Source organism: Streptomyces sp. NPDC025784 (genome assembly GCF_055558435.1).
In genome coordinates, this window is sequence record NZ_JBVHMN010000002.1 from 363061 (window position 1) to 387178 (window position 24118).

General features: G+C 71.7%; 20 protein-coding genes. 14 read left to right on the forward strand and 6 right to left on the reverse strand.

The window, feature by feature from the left end:
• Positions 1–150: 150 nt before the first annotated feature.
• Together ACZ4IF_RS07685 and ACZ4IF_RS07690 are read left to right on the forward strand one after the other, a co-directional pair.
• Complete coding sequence (locus ACZ4IF_RS07685) at positions 151–489, forward strand: hypothetical protein (RefSeq protein ID WP_467560509.1); 339 nt, start codon at positions 151–153, stop codon at positions 487–489.
• A 712-nt stretch (positions 490–1201) separates the two neighbouring features.
• Entirely contained in the window at positions 1202–2599 is a 1398-nt protein-coding gene (locus tag ACZ4IF_RS07690; protein ID WP_467560511.1) for an FAD-dependent oxidoreductase, read from the forward strand.
• A 96-nt stretch (positions 2600–2695) separates the two neighbouring features.
• Here the strand turns inward: ACZ4IF_RS07690 and ACZ4IF_RS07695 are convergent, their stop codons facing one another.
• Positions 2696–2941: a WhiB family transcriptional regulator gene (locus ACZ4IF_RS07695; protein WP_359488144.1), complete on the reverse strand. Its 246-nt coding sequence runs from the start codon at positions 2939–2941 to the stop codon at positions 2696–2698.
• Between the two features lie 273 nt (positions 2942–3214).
• Here ACZ4IF_RS07695 and ACZ4IF_RS07700 point away from each other — a divergent pair, with 273 nt between their 5' ends.
• Entirely contained in the window at positions 3215–4006 is a 792-nt protein-coding gene (locus ACZ4IF_RS07700) for a VOC family protein (protein ID WP_467560513.1), read from the forward strand.
• A gap of 187 nt (positions 4007–4193) precedes the next feature.
• Here the strand turns inward: ACZ4IF_RS07700 and ACZ4IF_RS07705 are convergent, their stop codons facing one another.
• A complete protein-coding gene (locus ACZ4IF_RS07705) occupies positions 4194–5033 on the reverse strand; it encodes a patatin-like phospholipase family protein (RefSeq protein ID WP_467560515.1) in 840 nt (279 codons plus the stop codon).
• Between the two features lie 140 nt (positions 5034–5173).
• Here ACZ4IF_RS07705 and ACZ4IF_RS07710 point away from each other — a divergent pair, with 140 nt between their 5' ends.
• The gene (locus ACZ4IF_RS07710; RefSeq protein WP_467560517.1) at positions 5174–5839 is read left to right on the forward strand and encodes a TetR/AcrR family transcriptional regulator; all 666 of its coding nucleotides are present in this window, start codon (positions 5174–5176) and stop codon (positions 5837–5839) included.
• Positions 5840–5953: 114 nt separating this feature from the next.
• Here ACZ4IF_RS07710 and ACZ4IF_RS07715 read toward each other — a convergent pair whose 3' ends face one another.
• On the reverse strand, positions 5954–7000 hold the full coding sequence (locus ACZ4IF_RS07715) for a LacI family DNA-binding transcriptional regulator (protein WP_467560519.1): 1047 nt from the start codon (positions 6998–7000) through the stop codon (positions 5954–5956).
• A gap of 322 nt (positions 7001–7322) precedes the next feature.
• On the opposite strand from ACZ4IF_RS07715, the gene ACZ4IF_RS07720 reads away from it, so the two are divergent.
• Entirely contained in the window at positions 7323–8216 is an 894-nt protein-coding gene (locus ACZ4IF_RS07720; RefSeq protein WP_467560521.1) for an SH2 domain-containing protein, read from the forward strand.
• Between the two features lie 60 nt (positions 8217–8276).
• Here ACZ4IF_RS07720 and ACZ4IF_RS07725 read toward each other — a convergent pair whose 3' ends face one another.
• Entirely contained in the window at positions 8277–9245 is a 969-nt protein-coding gene (locus ACZ4IF_RS07725; RefSeq protein ID WP_095937828.1) for a multicopper oxidase domain-containing protein, read from the reverse strand.
• 274 nt (positions 9246–9519) lie between these two features.
• On the opposite strand from ACZ4IF_RS07725, the gene ACZ4IF_RS07730 reads away from it, so the two are divergent.
• The 3 genes from ACZ4IF_RS07730 to ACZ4IF_RS07740 all read left to right on the forward strand — a co-directional run bounded on the left by ACZ4IF_RS07730 (position 9520) and on the right by ACZ4IF_RS07740 (position 16371).
• On the forward strand, positions 9520–11949 hold the full coding sequence (locus tag ACZ4IF_RS07730) for a ThuA domain-containing protein (RefSeq protein ID WP_467561109.1): 2430 nt from the start codon (positions 9520–9522) through the stop codon (positions 11947–11949).
• A complete protein-coding gene (locus ACZ4IF_RS07735; RefSeq protein WP_467560524.1) occupies positions 11949–14174 on the forward strand; it encodes an OmpL47-type beta-barrel domain-containing protein in 2226 nt (741 codons plus the stop codon). Before ACZ4IF_RS07730 ends, ACZ4IF_RS07735 begins: the two co-directional genes overlap by 1 nt.
• A gap of 100 nt (positions 14175–14274) precedes the next feature.
• On the forward strand, positions 14275–16371 hold the full coding sequence (locus tag ACZ4IF_RS07740) for a HEAT repeat domain-containing protein (protein WP_467560526.1): 2097 nt from the start codon (positions 14275–14277) through the stop codon (positions 16369–16371).
• 54 nt (positions 16372–16425) lie between these two features.
• Here the strand turns inward: ACZ4IF_RS07740 and ligD are convergent, their stop codons facing one another.
• Positions 16426–17442 (reverse strand): non-homologous end-joining DNA ligase, encoded by a 1017-nt coding sequence (gene ligD, locus ACZ4IF_RS07745; RefSeq protein ID WP_467560528.1) that lies wholly within the window; start codon positions 17440–17442, stop codon positions 16426–16428.
• A 74-nt stretch (positions 17443–17516) separates the two neighbouring features.
• Between ligD and ACZ4IF_RS07750 the strand changes: the two genes are divergently transcribed.
• Both ACZ4IF_RS07750 and ACZ4IF_RS07755 read left to right on the forward strand, forming a co-directional pair.
• Positions 17517–18587: an ATP-dependent DNA ligase gene (locus ACZ4IF_RS07750; protein WP_467560530.1), complete on the forward strand. Its 1071-nt coding sequence runs from the start codon at positions 17517–17519 to the stop codon at positions 18585–18587.
• Between the two features lie 341 nt (positions 18588–18928).
• Entirely contained in the window at positions 18929–19939 is a 1011-nt protein-coding gene (locus ACZ4IF_RS07755) for a DUF3048 domain-containing protein (protein WP_467560532.1), read from the forward strand.
• A 30-nt stretch (positions 19940–19969) separates the two neighbouring features.
• Here the strand turns inward: ACZ4IF_RS07755 and ACZ4IF_RS07760 are convergent, their stop codons facing one another.
• A complete protein-coding gene (locus ACZ4IF_RS07760; protein WP_467560534.1) occupies positions 19970–20434 on the reverse strand; it encodes a MarR family winged helix-turn-helix transcriptional regulator in 465 nt (154 codons plus the stop codon).
• Positions 20435–20682: 248 nt separating this feature from the next.
• Here ACZ4IF_RS07760 and ACZ4IF_RS07765 point away from each other — a divergent pair, with 248 nt between their 5' ends.
• The 4 genes from ACZ4IF_RS07765 to pcaH are packed head-to-tail and all read left to right on the forward strand — an operon-like array spanning position 20683 to position 24116.
• Positions 20683–21465: a CoA transferase subunit A gene (locus ACZ4IF_RS07765; protein WP_359488168.1), complete on the forward strand. Its 783-nt coding sequence runs from the start codon at positions 20683–20685 to the stop codon at positions 21463–21465.
• The gene (locus ACZ4IF_RS07770) at positions 21465–22136 is read left to right on the forward strand and encodes a CoA transferase subunit B (RefSeq protein WP_467560536.1); all 672 of its coding nucleotides are present in this window, start codon (positions 21465–21467) and stop codon (positions 22134–22136) included. Before ACZ4IF_RS07765 ends, ACZ4IF_RS07770 begins: the two co-directional genes overlap by 1 nt.
• Positions 22133–23335: a thiolase family protein gene (locus ACZ4IF_RS07775; protein ID WP_467560538.1), complete on the forward strand. Its 1203-nt coding sequence runs from the start codon at positions 22133–22135 to the stop codon at positions 23333–23335. The genes ACZ4IF_RS07770 and ACZ4IF_RS07775 overlap by 4 nt, the downstream gene beginning before the upstream one ends.
• Positions 23336–23345: 10 nt before the next feature.
• Positions 23346–24116, forward strand: coding sequence for a protocatechuate 3,4-dioxygenase subunit beta (pcaH, locus tag ACZ4IF_RS07780; RefSeq protein ID WP_359488174.1), 771 nt, complete (start codon positions 23346–23348; stop codon positions 24114–24116).
• Positions 24117–24118 lie beyond the last annotated feature (2 nt).

The window sequence follows — 24118 nt, forward strand, 5'->3', positions numbered from 1 at the left end:
GGGACAGGCGGCCGCCCTCGTCCCCATCGAGGACGGACGCCGGCTCGTCAGCCTCAACGGCACGCAGGGCGGTGAACCCACCTCCCGCGCCGAGGACTTCGTGCCCTTCGCGCTGCGACTGCGCCACCCCCTGGTCGGCCGGCAGATCGAGTGGGCCACACCGCTCACGGAGGTGTCCACGAGCCGCGGCACCGCCAATGGCCCCGCTGCTTCGAACAGGCCCGGCAGTGGCCCGAGGGCCTGGTCCTCCTCGGCGACGCCGTCGCCACCCACAACCCGGTGTACGGGCAGGGGATGTCCGTCGCCGCGCCGGCGGCGTGCCTGCTGCGCGACGACATGCGGCGGTCCGGGGTCTTCGGCACCTGGCTGGGGCGGCGTGTGCAGCGCGCCGTCGCACGCCCGGCGGACGCGTCCTGGGCGAGCGCCACGGCACTCGACGTCTTCCACCCGGGGGCCTCCGAGCAGGCCCCACACCGGCGGACCGGATGATCAGCCGGCTCTCCGGGCGCCTGGCCAGGACGGCCGCGGCCTCCTCGAACGTCGCGAACACGCTCACGCAGGTGACGACCATGGAGGCCGGCACGACGCGTCTGCTGTGGGCCCGACATGCTGTTCGCCCTCGCCTGCGGACCGCTTCGACGGCCCCTGGCGGGCCCGCCTCTGACGGCGGCGGAGAGCCGGCTCCTCGATCCGGTCGGCCCCGTCCGCGCCGACTGACCGCGCGGGGGACCTGGCACATCCGGCGGAAGGGCCGGGTGCCTCGGTCGACTCGACGCGGCTCCAGGGGGCTAGACCGGTTCGTCATCGAATGCCCCGATGGCGCCCCGCGGGAAAGCCACAAGTGCGCGTGGTGTCGGTCGTCCCGATGTGCGCACGGCCTCTCCGGCCTGATCATGAGCCGGGTACGGACCGAAGGGACTGGTGACGATGGCCCGAGCAGACGACGGCACATCCGACACCCTCCCGTACCCGGGCGCGGCCGTGCGAGAGACGGCACGGCACGGAGACGGCACCCCCTCCCCCGCCCGCCACGCCCGGGCTCTCCTGCCGCCGGCGCGATGTCCGCCCGCTTCCGCCCGCGACGGCCGTCACCGTGACGGACATCATCCGCACCATTCCGAACTCCTGCGCCCCTGCTGGCGTTTACTGCCTTCCAGGGGCCTTCACGGCCGAACGGCCGACAGAGAGGGTGCTTCCGCCAATGCCTGAGAGAACGTCCGGTCCACGGCCGTCCGCGCTCGTGATCGGAGGAGGGACGACCGGCATGCTCGCCGCCGCCGTGCTCTCCGACCTCGCGCACGTCACGGTCGTCGAGACCGACGTCCTGCCCGAACAGCCCGCTCCGCGCAAGGGACTTCCGCAGGCCCGGCACGCCCATGTGCTGTGGTCCGGCGGCGTGCGGGCCCTGGAGGACCTCCTGCCCGGCGTCACCGGGGAGTTGATCGCCCGCGGCGCCCGGCGCGTACCGATCATGTCCGGCATGGTCAGCAAGGCGCCCTCCGGCCAGTGGTTCCGGCGGTTCGGCAACTCCCACCACGTCAACATCGTGTGCAGCCGGGACCTGCTCGACGCCACGATCCGCGCCGCCGTGCTCCGACGGCCCGGGCTCACCGTGCGCGAACGGACCGAACTCGTCGGCCTCGAAGGCAGCGCCGACCGCGTGACCGGGGCGCGCGTACGGGGTCCCGGACACGAGGAGACCCTCACGGCGGACCTGGTCGTCGACGCGAGCGGCAGGGGCAGCCGCGCACCGGCCTGGCTCACGGAACTCGGTCTCCCGCCCGTACGGGAGAAGGTCGTCGACGCCGGAGTCGGCTACGCGAGCCGGATCTACCGGGCTCCGGCCGCCGCCGGGGACGACTTCCCCATCGTCAACGTCCAGGCGGACCCCACGCGGCCGCCGGGCCGCGGCGGCATCATCCTGCCCATCGAGGACGGCCAGTGGCTCGTCACCCTGGCGGGCACCAGGGGAGGCCAACCCAGCCGTGACGCCGAGGAGTTCGTCGCCTTCGCCCAGTTGCTGGCCCATCCCGTCATCGGCGATCTCCTCGCGAAGGCCGAGCCCCTCTCCGACGTGGTCACCACGCGGAGCACGGCCAACAGGCGGCGCTACTTCGAGAAGATGCCGGTCTGGCCGGCCGGCTTCGCCGTGCTCGGGGACGCCGTCGCCGGGTACAACCCCGTCTACGGGCACGGTCTGACGGCCGCGGCGCAGAGCGTCGTCGCGCTCCGGCAGGTGCTGGCGGACCACGACCTGGCCGCCGCGGGGACGGCACGACGGATTCAGCGCAGTGCCGCACGCCCCGTGGGTCAGGCGTGGGATCTGGCCGTGGGCCAGGACGCCTTCTACCCGGGCGCCACCGACGAGCCGCCCAGCAGGGCGGAGCGCTTGGCCGCTGCCTTCATCGACCGCGCCGTGGATGCCGGCGCACGCAACCCGCACGCCCTGCGGGCGCTTCTCGACGTGATGAGCATGGAGCGGCCTCCGGCCCGTCTCCTCGCCCCCGACATGCTCTTCCGTGTCCTCCTCGGCCGGAAGGAGCCGCTGTTGGACGCTCCCCCGCTGACGGACGCCGAACGGCTGGCGGCCGGCCTCTGATCACGCCCGGGCGGAGCGGCGTCTCACAAGAGGAGGCGCAACGACCGTAGTGGCGGCGCACCGGGGAGCGCGTCCGCACGACGGACGGGGCGCGGTTCACTCCCGGTTGCGCCGGAGCCCGAGGCGCTCCTTCTCGGAGAGGCCTCCCCAGACACCGAAGCGTTCGTCGTTGCTGAGCGCGTAGTCGAGGCACGCGGGGCGCATCTCGCACATCGCGCAGATGCGCTTCGCCTCGCGCACCGAGCTGCCCGGTTCGGGAAAGAAGAAGTCGGCCCCGGTCTGCGCGCACAGGGCCTGCTCCTGCCAGTCCAGGTCGGCCGCGGTGATCGTTTCCAAGTGCATGGGCATGATCGTGCCGCGGGACGAAAAACGTTCGATCAACGCGGGATCAACGACGCGTTCCAAGGCGCCCGGCGGCCTCCGATGATGGCCCCGTACGGCGCGAGGAGCACGGCGGCGCGCGGGGCCGGCGGTGGGCCGCACGAACTTCGAGGGGCCTTCCACGGCGCTGGAGCGAGCCGCCCGGAGCCCGGCGTGCGCGTCCCGGCGGCGATTGTCAGTGGGCGGTGCCAGACTCGGCAGAGCAGGCAACGGGACCCCTCAAAGGAGGGCATGATGCTCACCACCCGTTTCGTCACCGGCGCCCCGAACTGGCTGGATGTCGGCACATCCGACATCGACGGCGCCATCTCCTTCTACGAGGGCCTCTTCGGCTGGCGGTTCCAGTCGGCGGGGCCCGATGCCGGGGGCTACGGCTTCTTCCAGCTCGACGGGAAGACCGTGGCCGGCGGCATGCAGACCACCGCGGAACAGGGCCCGCCCTCCTGGACCGTCTATTTCCAGACCCCCGACGCGGAGGCCACGGCCAAGACGGCCGAGCAGTCCAAGGGCGCCGTGCTCGTGCAGCCCATGGACGTGATGGGCGAGGGCCACATGGCGATCCTCGCCGACAAGGCGGGCGTGCCGTTCGGCCTCTGGCAGCCGGCCCGGACCAAGGGGCTCGACCTGGCCGGCGATCCGGGCTCGCTGTGCTGGGTCGAGCTGTACACGCCGGACATCGCGGCCGCCGCCGCGTTCTACAACTCGGTCTTCGGATGGGAGACCTCGGCGATGCCGTACCCGGGCGGCGTCTACACCTGCATCAACCCCGCGGGCACCGAGGAGGAGGCGATGTTCGGTGGCATGATGCCGCTGGCCGACGATCCCACCGAGGCGGAGTCCGGCGCGTACTGGCTGCCGTACTTCGAGGTCGAGGACACGGACGCCGTGGTGAGCAGGGCCCAGGAGCTCGGCGGCAAGGTGCGCATGCCCGCGACGGACATGGAGGGCGTGGGCCGCATGGCCAAGCTGGCGGACCCGTACGGGGCACGCTTCGCGGTGATCAAGAGCGCTCCGCAGCAGACGTGACGGCCGCGTCGGGAATCCCGGCGGGCCCCGGCGGCTCCGGCGTGCCGCGAGCGGGTTCGTCGGGGCCCGACGCATCGACGACTCTCCGGGCCTGACGGGTCGGCCCCGGAGGGGCCACCGACCCACCGACCCACCGACCCACCGACCCACCGACCCACCGACCCACCGACCCACCGACCCACCGACGTCAGCCGGACCACACCTCGGCGACGGATTCGGCGAGTGCGACGGCCTGGGCATGCCCGGCGCGGGCGGCGGCCGGGCGGCGGGAGTCGTCGAGCATGTTGCGACCCATCGCGCGGCGCGCGGCGCGGTCCGGCACCAGGAGGCTCACGCGCACGCCGTGCCCCGCCAGTTGGGTTGCCTGGAGCGCGGCACTCGGGTGCGGGCCCACCGCCCGCGGAATCGGGGCGACCGCGACGACGCGCCGATGGTCACGGGCGAGGTGGAGATTGGCTGTCGAACGGCTGCCGCCGTCCATCCAGCGACGGCCCCCCGCGGTGACCGGCGGCCAGACCACGGGCACCGCGCAGCTCGCCGCGACCGCGTCGAGGAGCGTCAGTCCCGAGGAGGCGTCGAACACCTCCAGACTCCCGGTCCGCGCGTCGACCGCCGTGATCCTCAACTCCCGCTCGGGCCAGTGCCGTACGTCGCCCAGCAGGGTGCCCACCGTGTCATGGACCACCGACTCGGGGCCGGTGCGCGCCGTCAGCGCGGCCCTGCCGAGGCGCTGGACCGACCGCCGCGGATCGCGCGAACCCAGCGCCGCCCACAGGAAGCGTGCCGTCTGTCCCCAGGTGACGCCGACGTCGACGGGGTCGGCTCCGGCGAGCTGCCCCCCGTACAGCTCGCCGGGGCCGACGCCCGAGGTGAGCCGGGCCGCGTGGACGGCGCCCGCGGAGGTGCCGATGACGGTGTCGGCGCCCGACACGTCGACTCCGGCCGCGGCGAGTCCGGCGAGCACACCGGCCATCCATGCTCCGCCGACCGCCCCGCCGCCGCCCAGCACCAGTGCCGTGTCCGCCATCACCGCTCCTCGTCCACCCCATGCGGGCCGTGCTCCTCAAGCAGGGAACACGGCCCGAAATGGGGAGCACTCCCCACTTCACCTCTCGACGATATCATCAGTACCGGGGAGTGCTCCCCGGTACTACGAAGGGTGAGGTCATGACCGTCGACGGGAAGGGACCCGGTGCGACACGGCGCAGCGACGCCCGGCGCAATCGGGAGCGGCTCGTCGAGGCGGCGCGCGAACTCTTCGCCGAGCAGGGCCTCGACGCGCCGCTCGACGTGATCGCCCGTCGGGCCGGCGTCGGCAACGCCACCCTCTACCGGCACTTCCCGAGTCGCGCGGCGCTCGTCGACGAGGTGTTCGAGGACGCCCTCACCGCCACCATGGCGGCGGGCGAACGGGCCCGCACCGCTGCCGACGCCTGGGCGGGGCTGGTGGGCTACATGGAATCCGTCTTCGCGGGACTGGCCGCCGACCGCGGCGCCGTCGACCTGATGACCACCGGCCTGGAGGGCGTCACCACGCTGGAGGCCGTCCACGCCCACAACCGGGAGACGGTGGACGCACTGCTGCGACGAGGCCGTGAACAGGGCACGGTGCGCGGCGATCTCGGCACCGAGGACCTCCTCGTCGCGCTGGCCGCGCTCGGCCGCGCCGTCCCCGCGCTGGCGACGACGGCACCGGACGCGTGGCGCCGCCCCCTCGCACTGCTCCTCGACGGGCTGCGCGCCTCGCCCGCCTCCGCGCCGCTGCCCGAGCCCCCGCTCACGGCGGACCAACTCGACGACGTGCTGCGGAAGCTGGGCCCGCACCGGCGGTGACGCCTGCGGTGGCGGGGTCCGTCACCGGTGCCGCGCGGTGATCTGCGGTGCCCGCACGCCGCACCACGTCCGGCAGGGCGCGGAAGGCGGCCGTCGCCCGGATGCGCGCGAGGACTACGCGGAGGCCCGTCGCACCAGCGCGGTCGGCAGGACCACGCCGCCGGACGAGTCCTCCGGGCCGGGCTCTGCGACACCGCGGTCGATGCGGCGCAGCAGCAGCCGGGCCATCAACCTGCCCATTCCCTCTATGTCCTGACGGACCGTCGTCAGCGGCGGGTCCGTCTGTTCGGCGACCGCCAGCATGTCGTCGAAGCCGATCACGGCCACGTCGTCGGGCACCCGCCGCCCACGCTCGCGCAGGACGCGCAACGCCCCGGCGGCGGTCAGGTCGTTCGCGGCGAACACGGCGTCGACGTCGGGACAGCGTTCCAGCAGTTCACGCATCGCCCGCTCGCCGCCCGCGGGCGTGAAGTCGCCCTCCACGACGAGCTCCGGACCGGCGTCGGCCATGACGTCGCGGAACCCGTCCAGCCGGTCGACGGCCGACGTCTGGTCGAGGGCACCGGTGATGTGGGCGATCCGGGTGCGCCCGAGGCCGACGAGGTGCCGTACGGCCTCGCGGGCTCCGCCCCGGTTGTCGCAGTCGACGTACACGGCGGGCACGGCGTCACGGGGACCGTCGCCCCAGCCGGGCCGGCCACCGAACACCGTGGGCACGCCCGCGCCGTGGATCAGGCCGGGCAGCGGGTCGTCGAGGTGCAGCGAGAAGACGAGGGCGCCGTCGACATGTCCCCCGGCGAGATAGCGGCCGACCCGAGCGTGGTCGTCGCGGCCCTCGGTGAGCAGCAGCACGAGCTGTGAGTCGTGTGCGGTCAACTCCTTGCTGATGCCACGGAGCTGGAGGGCGAAGAAGGGATCGGCGAAGACCCTGGTCTCCGGTTCCGCGATCACGACGGCTACGGCGTCGTGGCGCCGGGTGACGAGACTGCGCGCGGCCTGGTTCGGCACGTACCCGAGTTCTTCGACGGCTCGTCTCACCCGCTCGGCGAGCGGCTCCCGCACGCCGTCACCGCCGTTCACGACGCGTGACACGGTGGCCCGGGAGACCCCGGCCCGCTCGGCCACGGCCTCCAGCGTGGGGCGCGACGCTGTCCCGGTCACCTCTGGGCACCTCCTCGGCGGTTGCGGATCAGGATAACCGCGCCGCCGCGACTCGGTGCGAGCGCTCCGCGATCACTCGGATCGGCTCGCGTCCGGACTCCGGACTCCCCACAGCACACCCGAATCGGCCTCGGCCGCGAGGCGGAGCTGCCTGAGGCGAAGTGCCCGACACGCCTGTGGCCGCTCGGTCCAAAGCGCCCAACGCCCCCGCGCCCCATGTCGATCCGCCCGACCGGGGCCCGGACGCGTCGCCACGCGCGAATCCGGTTGCGCCCGTGCCCGCGACGGGCCGAGGATCGCCTCATGACCATGAGAAAGGCCCATGACGCCTGACCGCCCGGCCACCCCGCCGGCTCCCTACGCCCGGCTTCCCCGCGCCCACCGGGACCTGAGCGTCCTGCACAGTACGGTCGACGCCTTCGGTCGCGCCCACTGGCTGCTGTCCGGCGAACCGCCCTCCGGGCGTCGCGCCAAGCCGTACGACGCCGTGGTCGTCACGGTCGAGGACGGCCGGCCCCACGAGACCCGGCTGGGTCCGCTGCGCGCCCGGTTCCCGCTGCTCGACGCACTCCCGGACGGCGGGTTCGTGGTCGCGGACGCCCGCAGCCGCCCCGGCGACGAGCAGGTGCAGGTCCTCGACGCACTGGGACGCCCCTCGTGGACGTTCCGCGTGGGCGACGCGGTGGAGCATCTGCTCACGGACGAGAGCGGTGACCTGTGGGTGGGTCACTTCGACGAGGGCGTGTACGGGGACGACGAACTCGCCCGGCCTGGTCTGCGGCGCTGGAGCCAGACCGGGGAGCCCTTGTGGTCGTACCGCCCGGTGCACGGCGGTGGTGAGATCAGCGACTGCTACGCGCTCAACGTAGGGGCTCGTTCGGCATGGGCCTGCGCCTACACCGACTTCGCCCTGCTGGAGATCGCTCCCGGACGCGGGACGAGAGCCCGCGCGAACCAGGTCTCGGGAGCGCAGGGACTGGCCGTGCACGCCGGCCGGGCGGCCTTCGTCGGCGGCTACGGCGGCGCACACGACCGGCTCGTGGTCGGCCGCCTCACGCACGAGGACTTCGTCGCCGTCGAGGAGGCCCGGCTCGTCCGCCCCGACGGCGGCCCGCTCGGCCGTCGTCGGCTCGTGTCCCGGGGCCGGCGGGTGTACGTCCAGGAGGAGCCGTTCACGGAGTGGACGGTGTTCGACCTCGACGCCTTCCAGGGATGAGCACCCTCGTGGGCGAGGAACTGTGCCGGACCCGGTCCGGGATCCCGTGCGCGGCGTCTCCTAGTGCTCGTGCGCGGCGTGCTCGTGGGGGTCGTACCCGGGGATGGTCCCGTCCGTCTTCTTCACCAGAAACAACCCCACCATTCCCATGTCGGAATGGCTCTGGACGTGGCAGTGGTACATCCAGGCCCCGGCGCCGACGCCCTCCCCCGCGATCACCTGGAAGCCGAAGGAGTCCGCGGGACCGACGATCTTGTTGTCGACGACCCGGCTCGGATCGTCGGGGCCGGTCAGCAGGCCCGTGCGGTTGTCGGCCCAGCGATGACCGTGCATGTGGAACGTGTGGTAGTACTCGCCGTGCGTGATCATGACGAACTCCACGCGGTCCCCCACCGTGGCCTCGAAGTCGGGGCCGGAGTGGGCGGGTCTGTTGTTGATCGTCATGTCGTTGAAGACGATCGTGAAGGTCCGGTCGGGGAGGATGTCGCCCTTGCGGCGGACGATCACGGGACCGTAGAGGCCCTTGCGGATGCCGCCCGTTCCGTGTTCCGTGCCGACCACATGGTCGTGGTAGTGCCAGTAGCCGGCGCTCCCGGGACGCCAGGTGCCGTCCTTGCGGCGGCCGGGTGCGTGGGTGCGCCAGGTGTAGGTGCGGGTGCCGCCCGGCTCGACGTCGCTCTTGTTCAACTTCGTTCCGTCGCTGGAGACTTCGTAGTCGAGGCCGTGGACGTGCAGGCTCGCCGGCACGTCCATGGTGTTCTCGAACTCGATGTGCAGGGTGTCGCCCTCGTCGAGTTCGATCAGCGGCCCCGGGACCGACGCCTTGCCCTTCTCCAGGCCGTATCCCATCTGTCCGTCGGCGAGTTTCTCCGCGTACAGCTTGATGTGCCGGACCTCGCCGCCGGCCGGAGCGGTCCGCACGTCGTCCGCGGCGCTCACGGCTCGCGGAGCCGCCGACAACGATGTCGCAGCGGTCGCGACCGCAGCCCCGCCGAGCAGCATCCGCCGGTTGAAACCGCGTCGGTCCATGCCGAACTCCCCATCCTGGTACGGAATTTACGGAGGCGAACCTGTGAGACGGTAGCCGCACCATCGTCGTTTATCCACACTCAGGACAAAGTTCGTTGAATCGCGGTCATACCTATTGGCGGGCCGCGAAAAGAGGTCTAGCTTCCTTGGCGTTTGCTGTGACCGACGAGGAGTGGATGACCACATGCGGCTCACATCGCATCAAGAGCCATCAGTCCTAAGAGGGTTGAGCGCGAAAAGACGCAGAAGCAGGCGCCGGGCCTGGGCGTCGGCGCTGGCCGCCGGGGCCGTCGCCGCGGGGGTGCTCGCCGCGCCCGCCGCGAACGCGCGCCCGGCCCCGGACCCGTCCCTGACAACGATGTCCATCAAGTCGCCCCCGGGCGGCGCAAATGTGCGAGTGCTGATCTTCTACGGTTCGGCGGCGTCCGGGGACGAGTCACCGGTCGTGAACGCCGGCATCGAGGCGATCGAGAAGATCGGGCTGTCCGGCCCGGCCGCACAGCGCTTCAAGGTCGAGACGACGGACGACGCCTCGGTCTTCACCGACGACACCGAGCTGGGCCGCTACAACGCCGTCGTCTTCCTGACCGGCGGCGGCGACGTGCTCGATCCCGAGCAGGAGGCCGGGCTCGAGGCCTACATGGAGGCGGGCGGCGGATTCGTCGGCATCCACGACGCGGCCCGCGCGGAGCCGTACTCGGACTGGTTCACCGGGCTCATCGGGGCCCGCCCGGCCGGTACGAGCCCGACGGACGTACAGCGTGCCACCGTCGAGGTCGGCGACCGGCAGAACCCCGCGACCAAGGACCTGCCGGTCCAGTGGAAACGCCCCGACCAGTGGCTCAACTGGGTCAAGAACCCGTCGGGCGACGTGCACACGGTGGCCCGGGTCCGCGAGTCGACGTACCGGCCCGGTGCCGGGGCCAACGGCTGGGACCACCCGGTGAGCTGGTGCCGGGACTACGACGGGGGCCGCTCCTTCTACACCGGGATGGGTGGCACGGTCTCGTCGTACGACGAGACCGACTTCCGCACGCACCTGCGCGGCGCCCTGCTCTGGACGACGCGTCTGGCGCAGGCCGACTGCAAGGCGGCGATCAACTCCAACTACAAGGCGGAGCGGCTCACCCAGCCCAACCAGCCGGGCCAGAACGACCAGATCGGCGAGCCGCACGGCCTGGTCACCGCACCCGACGGCCGCGTCCTCTACATCGGCCGCGGTGGCGCCGACTCCTCCCAGCCCGTGATCACCGACTGGAACAACCCCGACGTCGGCAAGGGCAAGGGCGAGATCCACGTCTACGACCCGAAGACCAAGAAGGTCACCCTGGCCGGCGCGCTCACCGTGTTCGGCAACAAGGGCGGCGGCGACGAGCTGATCAAGGTCGAGGAGGGGCTCCTCGGCATCGAGCTCGATCCGCGCTTCGAGCAGAACGGCTGGGTGTACCTGCACTACACGCCCCATTCCCGGATCGACCGCGACACCCAGATGGCCGAGCGCCGGGTGTCCCGGTTCACGCTCGACCTCGCCACGAACAAGCTCGACCTGAACAGCGAGAAGGTCCTCCTCAAGTGGCCGGTGCAGATCCACAGCTGCTGCCACGCGGGCGGCGGGATGGCCTGGGACTCCAAGGGCAACCTGTACATCGCGACGGGTGACAACAACTCCAGTCGCTTCAGCGACGGTTACTCGGGCAACAACCCGGAGCCCAACTACAAGGGCGTGTCGTTCGCGGACGCCCGCCGCACCGCGGGCAACACCAACAACCTCAACGGCAAGATCCTGCGGATCCACCCGGAGCCCGACGGCACGTACACCCTGCCGGAAGGCAACCTCTTCACCGGCAAGGAGACCGCGGAGGGCGGCGGCAAGACGCGCGGCGAGATCTACGTGATGGGCGTCAGGAACCCCGCCAGGATCTCCGTCGACAAGAAGACCGACACCCTGTACGCCGGCTGGGTCGGCCCGGACGCCGGGGCGCCGTCGACGACATGGGGCCCGGCGAAGTACGACACCTTCGCCGTCATCACCAAGGCGAGCAACCGCGGCTGGCCGTACTGCATGGGCAACAAGCAGCCCTACCGGGACCGCAACCTGCCCGATCCGACCAAGCCGCTCGGCTGGTACGACTGCGACCACCCGAAGAACGAGTCCCCGAACAACGACGGGCTCGTCAACCTTCCGCCGGTCACCGGCAACAACATCTGGTACTCGCCCCAGGGCGGCGCGCCGGACTACCCGCGCGACGCGAACGGCGTCCCGTCGTACAAGCAGGAGGAAGCCACCTATCTGCTGCCGTGGCTCAAGGGCGGCGGCCAGGCGGCCATGGACGGGCCCGTCTACCGGTACGACGCCTCGATCGCCGACTCCGGCAAGTGGCCCGCCTACTGGGACGGCAAGTGGTTCGTCGGCGACTTCTACGACTCCGACCAGCCCCGCAACGCGGTGCTCACCGACCCGAGGACGGCCGGGGACGGAGGCCTGCCCGTGCACTCGGAGTCGCTGAAGAAGATCGTGCCGATCGGCAACGACGGCATCAAGAACCTCATGGACTGGAAGTTCGGACCCGACGGCGCGCTGTACGTCCTCGACTACGGCCGCGGCTTCTTCACCTCCGACACCAAGTCGGCGCTGTGGAAGGTCACTTACACCGGCGGCGGTCCGACTCCGGCGGCCGGCCGGCTGGCCAGGAAGGCGGAGTGATGTTCGCACGACGAAGAACGGCACGTCTGTGGACGACCCTGGTGGCGTCCCTGCTGATGGTGCTCGGACTGACGTCGACGTCCGCGGCGGCCGTGACGGCCGCCGTCGGGCGGTCCGAGGCACCGAAGGCGGCCGCCGCCCAGGTCCTCACCTGGACCGCGGGCGACGACATCACCCAGTACGCCTCGGTGCCGCAGACCGCGGTCGCGGGGCCCAGCACGATCGTCTTCGAGAACAGCGCGGCGACCGGCAACACCACGGGGATGCCGCACACGCTGACGTTCGACGTGTCCGATCCCGAGTACAACAACGACGTCCCGCTCAACATCCTGGCCAACCCGAACGACGACCAGGGCGGCAGGCACACGGCCGAGGTGACACTCACTCCCGGCCGCTACCGCTTCTTCTGCACCATGCCGGGTCACGAGCGGATGCAGGGCATCCTCGTGGTCACCGAGGGCGGCGGCTCGGACACCACGGCGCCGGACACCTCGGCGTCCGTGACCGGGGCGCAGAACTCGGAGGGTGCGTACGTCGGTTCGGCCACGGTCGCGGTGAGCGCGACCGACGCCGGTTCGGGCGTCGACCGGATCGAGTACGCGATCGGTGACGCGGGCGCCTGGCAGCCGTACACCACACCCGTGGTCGTCGACCAGGTCGGCACCCACAAGGTCCGCTACCGTGCCGTCGACAAGGCGGGCAACACGGCCGCCGAGAAGAGCGTCGACTTCACCGTGGTCGCGCCACCGACCGACGACACCACGGCGCCGGAGACCTCGGCGACGGTCGGCGGGGAACGCGACGCCGCCGGAGCCTACATCGACATGGCGACGGTGACGGTCTCCGCCTCCGACACCGGTTCCGGCGTCAACACGATCGAGTACGCCGTCGACTCGGGCGGCTGGCAGCCGTACACGGCCCCCGTGATGGTGCACGCGCTCGGTGCGCACCAGGTGCGCTACCGGGCCACCGACAAGGCGGGCAACACGGCCGCCGAGAAGAGCGTCGACTTCACCGTGGTCGCGCCACCGGCGTCGGACACGACACCGCCGGTGACCGGGGCGACGGTGGACGGGACCAAGAACTCCGACGGCGCGTACGTGAAGAGCGCCAAGGTGACGGTCAGCGCCACGGACGAGGGCGGTTCGGGTGTCGCCGCGATCGAGTACTCGCTGGACGGCGGCCCCTATCTGGCCTACTCCGCACCGGTCGTGGTCGACCGGGTCGGGGCGCACACGGTGGCGTACCGGGCGAGCGACAAGGCCGGCAACACGTCCGAGGCACGGACCGTGAGCTTCACCGTCGCGCCGGGCGGCGGGGTCCCCCCGCCGAACTGCCCCGAGTACGACGAGCGGTCGACGGTGATCGTCGGTTCGGTCGACTCGGGTGTACCGAACCGGGTCACCGAAAACCGCTGCCGCATCAACGAGTTGATCGAGGACGAGAAGGAATGGACGTCCCAGGCGCTGTTCCTCAAGCACGTCAGGACCGTCCTCGACCGGCTCCTGAAGGAAGGGGTCGTCGACCAGCGCGAGTACAACAGGATCAACAGGGCCGCCAAGCAGTCCGGGATCGGCAAGCCGGGCCAGACGGAGGGCTACCGCAAGATCTTCGACGGCTCGCCGGAGTCCTTCGCCAAGTGGGAGCAGGTGGGCGGCGGTTCGTTCGGGCTGAACACGGACGGGTCGATCACCTCCGGCACCTCGACCGGCGGGCTCGGCATGCTGTGGTTCCCGCAGCGCAAGTACGGCGACTTCTCGCTGAAGCTCCAGTGGCGTGACGACGCACCCGGCACCGGCAACGCCAACTCCGGTGTGTTCGTGCGCTTCCCCTGGGTCCACGACCACCCGCAGGAGTCGCGCCCCGAGTGGGTCGCCATCGAGTACGGGCACGAGGTGCAGGTGCTCGACCGGCCCGACGGCGACATGTACAAGACGGGCTCGATCTACGGCTTCGACCGGGTGGGCCTCGCCGGTGCGGGCGTCACCCAGAAGGGCACCTGGAACGACTACGAGATCCGGGTGGTCGACCAGCACTACTCGGTCTACCGCAACGGCGTACTGATCAACGAGTTCGACAACACCGGAGGCCAGGAGTTCTATCCGCCGCGCTCGGACGACCCGGGCACGGACGGCCGGCGGTTCGCCTCCGGGTACGTCGGGCTCCAGGTGCACAGCACGACCGATGTGATCTCCTACCGGGACATCCGGATCAAGGAGCTGTGAGGAGGTCCGGGCAACCCGGATCCGCCTGAGCCGTTGTCAGCGGCGTGCGGCATGCTGTGATCAGCGGCAGCCGTACGCCGCTGCCGACGGGGAGGTCTGTGTGTTCACGGGGATCGATGAGGTCGACTGGGCGTCGATGGGCCACGCCTACACCGACTCGGCCACGGACGTGCCCGACCTGTTGTGGGGCCTCGCCTCCGACGACCCGGCCCGCCGCGACATCGCCCTGGACGGCATGTACGGCGCGGTGCACCACCAGGGCGACGTGTACGACAGCACGGTCGCCTGCATCCCGTTCCTCTTCGAGCTCGTCGAGACGCCCACGGTGGCCGACCGGGACGCCGTCGTCGGCCTGCTGCGCAGCATCGCGGGCGAGAAGGAACCCGACCCCGAGGAGCTGGGCGGCCTCTTCGAGGACGAGGAGGAGGACGCCGCGTGGATCCAGCCGTTCCTCGACGCCTCGCGGCTGATCCGGGGGCGTGCCGACCTCTTCCTCGGACTGCTCGACGATCCCGACGCCGAGCTGCGCGCCGCCCTGCCGGGCGCGCTCGCGCATCTGCACGCGGAGCCCACGAAGGTGTTCTCCGTCCTGCGTGACCGGTTGCCGGTCGAGACCGACACCGAGGCCGCCCACGGCCTGGCGCGCGCCATCGGCACCCTGGCCGTCGACCACGCCGAGACGCTCGGCTCCCAGGCCGGACCCGTCCTGCGGGACGTCCTCGACCGCACGGCCGACCCGCAGCTGCGCATGACGGTCCTCGCGCAACTGGCGCGCTGCGCCCCGGACCTGTTGCCGGACAACACCGTGGAAGTGGCCCTGGAGATCATGCGCCTGGCGTACGAGGCGCGGCACGGCGAGTCCGACGAGGAGCCGGAACCCGCACCGGAGCGGCCACGTACCCCCACGATGGTGTCGTATCTGCGGGACCTGGAGGCGGCGGACCGCAAGAGCGTCGACGCCGACCGGGCCGACGATCTGCTGGAGGAGCTGCACCGGGCCCTCGGGGACCGCGCCGATGTGCGTTTCGACCTGCTGAACGGGCAGTTGTGCTCCCAGGACTGGGGACAGCGCGTCGCGGCCGTCCGCATGAGCGGCCTGCTGCTGACGGGCTGGCGCGCACCGAACGACCTGCCGGTGGCCCTGCTCGCCCGGCAGCTCGTGGAGGAGGAACCGGACCTGTCCGAACGAGCACTGAACGAGCTGTCGCACGTGGCGCCGATCGCCCATGTCGTCGCGGACATCCTCGCCGTCTGCGTACGGGAGTGGGACGACGAGTGGGAGCCCGACGGCTGGGAGCGGACGCTCTACGGCAGGGCGCTGGCGGCGCTGGCTCTCCAGGGCGACGAACGGGCCGTGCCGGCGCTGGTCGACGTCATGGCCGAGGGCGGCGACACACCGGAGTATCTGGCCCGGTGGGTGAAGGCGATCGGGGCCGAGGCGGCGGCGCCGCTCGGCCCGGTGCTGCACCGCCGTCTGGCCGCGCTCGCGCCGGGAGCCCACCGCGACAGGAGCCGTCTGATCGACGCGCTGGGCGTCATCGCGCCCGCCCCCTCGCTGGAGCTGCTCGTCGCGATGCTCGGGGCCGAGCAGGGCCGGCAGGCGCGCTGGTCGGCCGCCCAGGCTCTCACCCGGTACGGCCGTGCGGCCGGTGAAGCCGCGCCGCGACTGCGGGAGTCGGTGACGGACGAGGCCACCGCGACGGAGATCCGGCTGGACGCGGCGGAGGCGCTCTGGGCGGTGACCGGTGAGGCGGAGCTGGTGCTCCCCGTCGTCCGTGACGGCCTGGACTCGACCCACTGGTACGGACGGACGGCCGCCCTGCGCATCATCGGCTCGCTGGGCCCCGCGGGCGCGGCGCTGGCCCCGCGCCTGCGCGAGCTCGCCGCCGCGGGCACGAACGTGCCGGCGGCCGTGGCCCTGTGGAAGGTGACGGGCGACGTCGAAGCGGTCCTCCCGGTGCTGCTGCACGAGTGGACGGCCACACCCAGAAGCCGCCCGGCCGCGGCGTCCTGTCTGGCGGGGATGGGCCTGGCGGCCGCTCCCGCCCTCCCGCTGATACGCGCGGAGCTGGCCTCGCCCCGCCGCCACAACAACGACGGCACCACGGGCAATGTGCGCTACGACGTGGCCGAGGACGAGGCTCTGCTGAGGGACTGCCGGACGATCGAAGCGACGTTCGCGGCGCTCGACGGCTAGCGCCTGTCGTCACCTCCCCTCGTCGCGGACCCGAGCCGGTCCGAACGAAGCCCCCTAGCCGTCCTTCTGCCGGGCCCGGCTCGGCTGCACCCGCTTGGGCTCGCCCGGCATCTTCGGGTACTCCGGCGGGTACGGCAGGTCGCCCAGACCGTGGTCGTGCTCGTCGCGGGCGGCGAGTTCCAGCAGGGCTTCCAGGGAGTAGGCGTGGTCGTCCATGTCGGAGTGCACGTCGCCCAGTTCGGCGAAGCGGGCCGGCATGGTCGCCAGGTCGAAGTCGCGCGGCCGGGCGTCGTCCACCTCGTCCCAGCGCAGGGGTGCGGAGACGGGGGCGTGCGGTCGTGGGCGGACCGAGTAGGCGGAGGCGATGGTGCGGTCCCTCGCTGTCTGGTTGTAGTCCACGAAGATCTTTTCGCCTCGTTCCTCCTTCCACCAGGCGGTGGTGACCCGGCCCGGCATGCGGCGTTCGAGTTCGCGCCCGGCGGCGATGGCGGCCCGGCGCACCTGGGTGAAGGTCCAGCGCGGCTGGATGGGGACGAAGACGTGCAGCCCGCGTCCGCCGGAGGTCTTGGGCCAGCCCGTCAGGTCGCCGTACTCGTGGAGGACGGCCCGCAGTTCGTGGGCGGCGCGCACGGCGTCGGCGTAGTCCGTGCCGGGCTGCGGGTCGAGGTCGATGCGCAGTTCGTCGGGGCGGTCGACGTCGTCGCGGCGGACGGGCCACGGATGGAAGGTGAGCGTGCCGAACTGCGCGGCCCACAGGACGGCGGCGGGCTCGGTGGGGCACATCTCGTCGGCGCTGCGTCCGCTGGGGAAGGTGATGTGGGCGGTGGGAATCCAGTCGGGCATGTTCTTGGGCGCCCGTTTCTGGAAGAAGGACTCGCCGGTCACACCGTCCGGGTAGCGCTCCAGGGTGGTGGGGCGATTGCGGAGGGCCCGCAGGATGCCGTCGCCCACGGCGAGGTAGTACTGCGCGAGGTCCAGCTTCGTGAACCCGCGCTCCGGGAAGAAGACCTTTTCCGGGCTGGACAGACGTACGGTCCTCCCGGCCGCCTCGAGTTCCACCGCATCGCCCATGCGAGCCACGGTAGGCGCAGGGCGCACGGCTCGCACACCGGGCGAAGGGCCCCGGCACCGCGCAGAATCGGAGCATGGATCTGCCGGTGATGCCGCCCGTGAAGCCGATGCTCGCCAAGTCCGTGGCGAAGATCCCGCCCGGCATGCACTACGAGGCGAAGTGGGACGGGTTCCGCGCGATCGTGTTCCGCGACGGTGCGGAGGTCGAACTCGGCAGCCGCACCGGCAAGACGCTGACCAGGTACTTCCCCGAGCTGGTGGCCGCGTTGCGGGAGCGGTTGCCGGAGCGCTGTGTGATGGACGGCGAGATCGTGATCGCCCGGGACGGGAGGCTCGACTTCGACGCGCTCACCGAACGCATCCACCCGGCCGACTCACGCGTGCGCATGCTGGCGGAGAAGACGCCCGCGTCCTTCGTGGCCTTCGATCTGCTGGCCCTGGCCGGCGAGTCGCTGCTCGACGTCCCGTTGAGCGACCGTCGGGCCCTGCTGGTGAGGGCGCTGTCCGGGGTGACGGCTCCCGTGCACGTGGCCCCGGCGACCACGGACAGGGAGGTCGCGCAGCGTTGGTTCGAGCAGTACGAGGGTGCGGGGCTCGACGGTGTGGTCGCCAAGCCGCTCACGCTGCCGTACCGGATGGACGAGCGTGCCATGTTCAAGATCAAGCACGAGCGGACGGCGGACGTCGTGGTCGCCGGTTACCGCTTCCACAAGAGCGGCCCGGTGGTCGGGTCGCTGCTGCTCGGCCTGTACGACGACGCGGGCACTCTCCAGCACGTGGGGGTGAGCGCGGCGTTCTCGATGAAGCGGCGCGCGGAGCTGGTCGAGGAGTTGGAGCCGCTGCGGATGACGGACGCCGGGGAGCACCCGTGGGCGGCGTGGACGGACGAGGCGGCGCACGAGACGGCCCGGCTGCCGGGCGCGCCGAGCCGGTGGTCGGGCAAGAAGGACCTGTCCTGGGTGCCGGTGCGGCCGGAGCGGGTGGCCGAGGTGGCCTACGACCACATGGAGAACGGCGTGCGCTTCCGGCACACGGCCCGCTTCCGCCGCTGGCGCCCCGACCGGACGGCCGAGAGCTGCACCTACGGCCAGCTGGAGGAGCCGGTGGGCTACGACCTCGCGGAGATCTTCGGGCCGCAGGACTGACCCCGGACCGTCGGCCTGAGTCGCGGAACCCGGCATCTGTCCCCGGCCCGAGCTCCGGGGCCACCCGGCCGCCCCTCGCCCGTCCCGAGGTCCGGGATCCGCCGCCCATCGCCCCCCGGGTTCCAGCGCCCGCACGCCCTCGGGACAAGCCCCCGGAACCCCTGACTCCGTCCGCTCGCCGACCCGCGGCAGGCTCCACACGCCCCTCTCTCTTGCCTTTTCACCCACTTCACTGAGCCGATCAGCTGATTTAACGCGCACAATCAGAATCGATCGGGTATGGCCATCGATGAACGTATGAACGCACAATCGATGACACAAGACTGGGTGGCACGGTGGGCATGCGACAGACGGCGCCGTTGCGGCGCGGCGCGATGACGGCGGCACTGCTGGCCGCGGCGGTGACGAGCTCCTTGCTGACGGGGTGCACCGGGGGTGGCCACGCGCGCAGCGGGGGCGCCCTCGACGACGGGCGTGCCCCGACACCGAGCCCGATCCCCAGCCCGACCGCGAGCCCGAGCCCCGAGGTTTCGAAGAGCGCCGGTCCGGTGCTCGCCGTGAAGATCGACAACGTGCGTGCGGCCCGGCCCGCGACCGGCCTCGACGCGGCCGACGTGGTGTACGCGGAGCAGGTCGAGGGCGGTCTGAGCCGGCTCATGGCGGTCTTCGCGACCACACTGCCGAAGGCCGTCGGACCGGTCCGCAGCGCACGCGAATCGGATCTGGAGCTGCTGGGCCAGTTCGACGAGCCGACGCTCGCCTTCTCCGGGGCGCAGCACAAGCTGCTGCCGCTGATCGACAAGGCGCCGTTGCACGCACAGTCCGCGGACACCACGCCCGGCGCGTACTACCGGGCGGCGGACAGACCGGTGCCGCACAACCTGTACCTGCGCCCGGAGCGGCTGGTGGCATCGGCACCGGGCGGCGACGCGCTCACCACGGGTTTCCACTTCGGCGCGGCGCCCGAGGGCGGCACGAAGGAGAACTCGCGCACCGTGCGCTACCCCGCGGCCCGGTTCACCTTCACCTGGTCCGACAGCAGGAAGCGCTGGCTGGTGGACATGGACGGGACGCCGACCGTGACCGCCGAGGGCAGGACGGTCGCGCCCGCGACCGTCGTCGTGCAGTACGTGAACGTGCGCAGGTCCCAGTTCCACGACTTCCTCGGGAACAACACCCCGTACACGGAGACGGTGGGCTCGGGCACGGCGAAGGTGCTGCGCGACGGCCGGGCCTACGACGTGAACTGGTCGCGCCCCGACGCGCAGGACGGTACGGAGTTCACCACGAAGGACGGGACGCCGATGAACTTCGCCCGGGGTCAGGTCTGGGTGGTGTTCGCGAAGGCGTGAACGGGCGGGCGCAGGGCCCCGGCGACGGTGTCAGCCCTGCGCGGCGAGGGGCTCCGAGGGGTTGCGGAGCCCCTCCGCGGCGTCCGAGACCCGCTGGATGAGGTCGAAGAACACGGTCTGCTCCTCGGCGGAGAGCGGGGCCAGGAAGACCTGGTTCATGCGCGCGGTGCGGACGGTCAGCTTGCGGTGGGTGCGCATCCCCTCGTCCGTGAGGCGCAGCAGGAAGCGGCGGCCGTCCTGCGGATCGCGCACCTTGTCGAGCAGCCCGCGCCGGCCGAGCCGGCTGATGACCTCGGCGACGGTGGACCGGTCGAGCCCCACCCGCTCCCCCACCGTGCGCTGGTCGAGGCCGGGCTCCGCGACGAGTGCGTTCAGCACGGCGAACTGCGGCGAGGTGATCTCCTCGGAGACCATCGTGTTCCACAGCAGGTAGTGCGCCTGCTGCAGACGCCGGGCCAGGTGCCCGGGGTGGGTGGAGAGATCCACCGCGGCCATGTGCGCTCCTCAGCTCCGTGTACGCGCGGCCCACCGCGCCATACCAGGATCGAAATTCGTTGGTGTACTGAACAATACCTGGCGACCCCGGCACCTGTCCTGTTCAGCAACGAGGCCATCACCTGCGCGTATCAGAGGGGTCTTGACGGACCCCGGCCCGGGTGGCAGCGTGTTCGAAACCTCCAAGAAATAATCAGTGCCCTGACTAACTCGGGCGCTGGACGCTCGGGAGAGATGAGGCTTCACGCATGGACAAGGTGGTCGCCACGGCCGAGGAGGCGGTGGCCGATGTGCCGGACGGCGCGACACTCGCGGTCGGTGGCTTCGGCCTGAGCGGTGTGCCGAACGTGCTGATCGAGGCGCTGTACGCGCGCGGCGTGGGCGGCCTCGGCGTGGTCTCCAACAACTGCGGTGCGATGGACTCCGGCCTCGCGGTCCTGCTCGCCGCGGGTCGGATCGCGCGGGTGACCGGCTCCTACATCGGCGCGAACAAGGAGTTCGCGCGCCAGTACCTGGGCGGTGAGCTGGAGGTCGAGATGATCCCGCAAGGCACGCTCGCCGAGCGGCTGCGCGCGGGCGGCGCCGGGATCCCCGCCTTCTACACCCCCGCCGGAGTCGGCACGCAGGTCGCCGAGGGCGGACTGCCCTGGCGCTACGACGGCCAGGGGGGTGTGGCACTGGCCTCCCCACCCAAGGAGGTCCGGGAGTTCGACGGGACCGAGTACGTGCTGGAGCACGGCATCCGCACCGACTTCGCCCTGGTCCGGGCGGCGCGGGGCGACCGGCACGGCAACCTCGTCTTCAACAAGTCGTCCCGCAACTTCAACCCGCTGGCCGCGATGGCCGGCCGGGTCACCGTCGCCGAGGTCGAGGAGCTGGTCGAGCCCGGGGCGATCGACCCCGACGCGGTGCACCTGCCCGGCATCTTCGTCCAGCGTGTCCTGGCGCTGACCCCCGAACAGGCCGCGGACAAGAAGATCGAGCAGCGGACGGTCACGACGCCCGCGACGGACGGAACGGTGAACCGCTGATGGCCTGGACACGTGAGGAGATGGCGGCCCGCGCCGCCCGCGAGCTGCGCGACGGCCAGTACGTCAACCTCGGCATCGGCCTGCCGACCCTGATCCCCAACCACCTGCCGGCCGGCGTGGAAGTGGTCCTGGAGTCGGAGAACGGCATCCTGGGCACCGGGCCCTACCCCACCGAGGACCAGGTCGATCCCGACCTGATCAACGCGGGCAAGGAGACGGTCACCGTTCTGCCCGGCGCCTCCTACTTCGACTCCGCGCTGTCGTTCTCCATGATCCGCGGCGGGCACATCGACGTGGCGGTCCTCGGCGCCATGCAGGTCTCCGCGCACGGCGACCTCGCCAACTGGGCCGTCCCCGGCAAGATGATCACCGGGATCGGCGGCGCGATGGACCTCGTCCACGGCGCCCGCACCGTCATCGTCGTGATGACGCACACCGCCAAGGACGGCTCCCCGAAGATCCTCCGCGAGTGCGCCCTGCCGCTGACCGGCAAGGCCTGCGTCGACCGGATCGTCACCGACCTCGGTGTCCTGGACGTCACCGACGGCGGACTCGTCCTCGTGGAGACCGCGCCCGGCGTCACCGTGCCGGAGATCCTCGCCAGGACCGACGCCGATGTGCGTGTCGCGGGCGAACTCACCGCACACCACAGCAAGGAGGTCACGTCGTGAGGGACGTCTACATCGTCGACGCGGTACGCACCCCGATCGGGCGCTACAACGGCTCGCTGGCGCCGGTGCGCCCCGACGACCTCGCCGCACACGCCATCCGCGAACTCCTGGCCCGCACGCCGAGGTTGGACCCGGCGCGGATCGAGGACGTGTACTTCGGCAACGCGAACGGCGCCGGTGAGGAGAACCGCAACGTCGGCCGGATGGCCGCCCTGCTGGCAGGCCTGCCCACGTCCGTGCCGGGCGTGACGGTCAACAGGCTGTGCGCCTCCGGTCTGGAAGCCGTCGTCCAGGCCGCCCGGGCCGTCGCCCTCGGTGACGCGTCCGTCGTACTGGCGGGCGGGGTCGAGTCCATGACCCGTGCCCCTCATGTGCTGCCGAAGAGCGACCGGCCCTTCCCCGCCGGCCACGCCGAGCTGTACTCGACGACCCTCGGCTGGCGCATGGTCAACCCGCGGATGGACCCGCAGTGGACCATCCCCCTCGGCGAGTCCGCCGAACTCATCGCCGACAAACACAAGATCGGCCGCGAGCAGCAGGACGAGTTCGCCCTCGCCTCCCACCGCAAGGCCGCCAGGGCCCAGGCCGACGGCCTCTTCGACGCCGAGCTGGCACCCGTGCCGGTCCCCCGGCGCAAGGGCGACCCCGTGCTCCTCGACGCCGACGAGTGCGTCCGACCGGACGCCTCGCTCGCGGCGATGGCGAAGCTCGAGCCGTCCTTCCGCCGGGAGAACGGCACCGTCACCGCGGGCAACGCCTCCCCCCTGAACGACGGTGCCGCGGCCCTCCTGCTCGTCGACGAGGAAGGCCTGAGGGCCACCGGCCGCGAACCGCTCGCCCGGGTCGGTGCGACCGGCGTGTCCGCCGTCGACCCGCAGTACTTCGGCCTCGCGCCCGTCGAGGCGGTCCGCCGCGCCCTCACCAGGGCCGGCAGGACCTTCGCCGACCTGGACGTCCTGGAACTGAACGAGGCCTTCGCGGCCCAGGTCCTCGGCTGCCTCGCCGAATGGCCCGAGTTCGACCCCGCCGCCCTCAACCCGCAGGGCGGCGCCATCGCCCTCGGCCACCCCCTCGGCGCCTCCGGTGCCCGCCTCGCCGGCACCGTCGCCCACCAGCTCGCCCGCAAGGGCGGCGGAACGGGCGTCGCCACCCTCTGCATCGGCGTGGGCCAGGGCCTCGCCCTCGTACTGGAACGATAGGAAGTCGACCATGGCTCTCACTCAGTCGGACATCGACGTCGAGATCAAGGATCTCCAGGACGCCTACGACAAGGCGGTCGCCGGCGGTGCCCCGGTACGCCACCATCCGGTGCGCGACTACCCCCCGTACCGCAGTTCCGTACTGCGCCACCCCAAGCAGCCCCTGGTCGCCGTCAACGGCGGCGACCCCGAGACGGTCGAACTGTCCGGCCCGGTCTTCGGCGTCACCGACATCACCGAGATCGACAACGACCTGACGCGCCGGCACCGCGGCGAGCCGATCGGCGAGCGCATGACCGTGTCGGGCCGGCTGCTCGACCGCGACGGACGTCCGGTGCGCGGCCAGCTCGTCGAGATCTGGCAGGCCAACGCGGCCGGCCGCTACGCCCATCTGCGCGAACAGCACCCGGCGCCGCTGGACCCGAACTTCACCGGCGTGGGCCGGACCCTGACGGACGACCAGGGCCGCTACAACTTCACGACCATCAAGCCGGGCCCGTATCCGTGGGGCAACCACACCAACGCGTGGCGGCCCGCGCACATCCACTTCTCGGTCTTCGGCACGGCGTTCACCCAGCGGCTCGTGACCCAGATGTACTTCCCCAGCGACCCGCTGTTCCCCTACGACCCGATCCTTCAGTCCGTGACCGACAGGGCGGCCCGCGACCGTCTGGTCGCCCGCTACGACCACGCTCTCTCCGAGCCCGAGTTCTCGCTCGGCTACGCATGGGACATCGTCCTCGACGGTCCCTCCGCCACCTGGATCGAGGAAGGCCGTTGAGC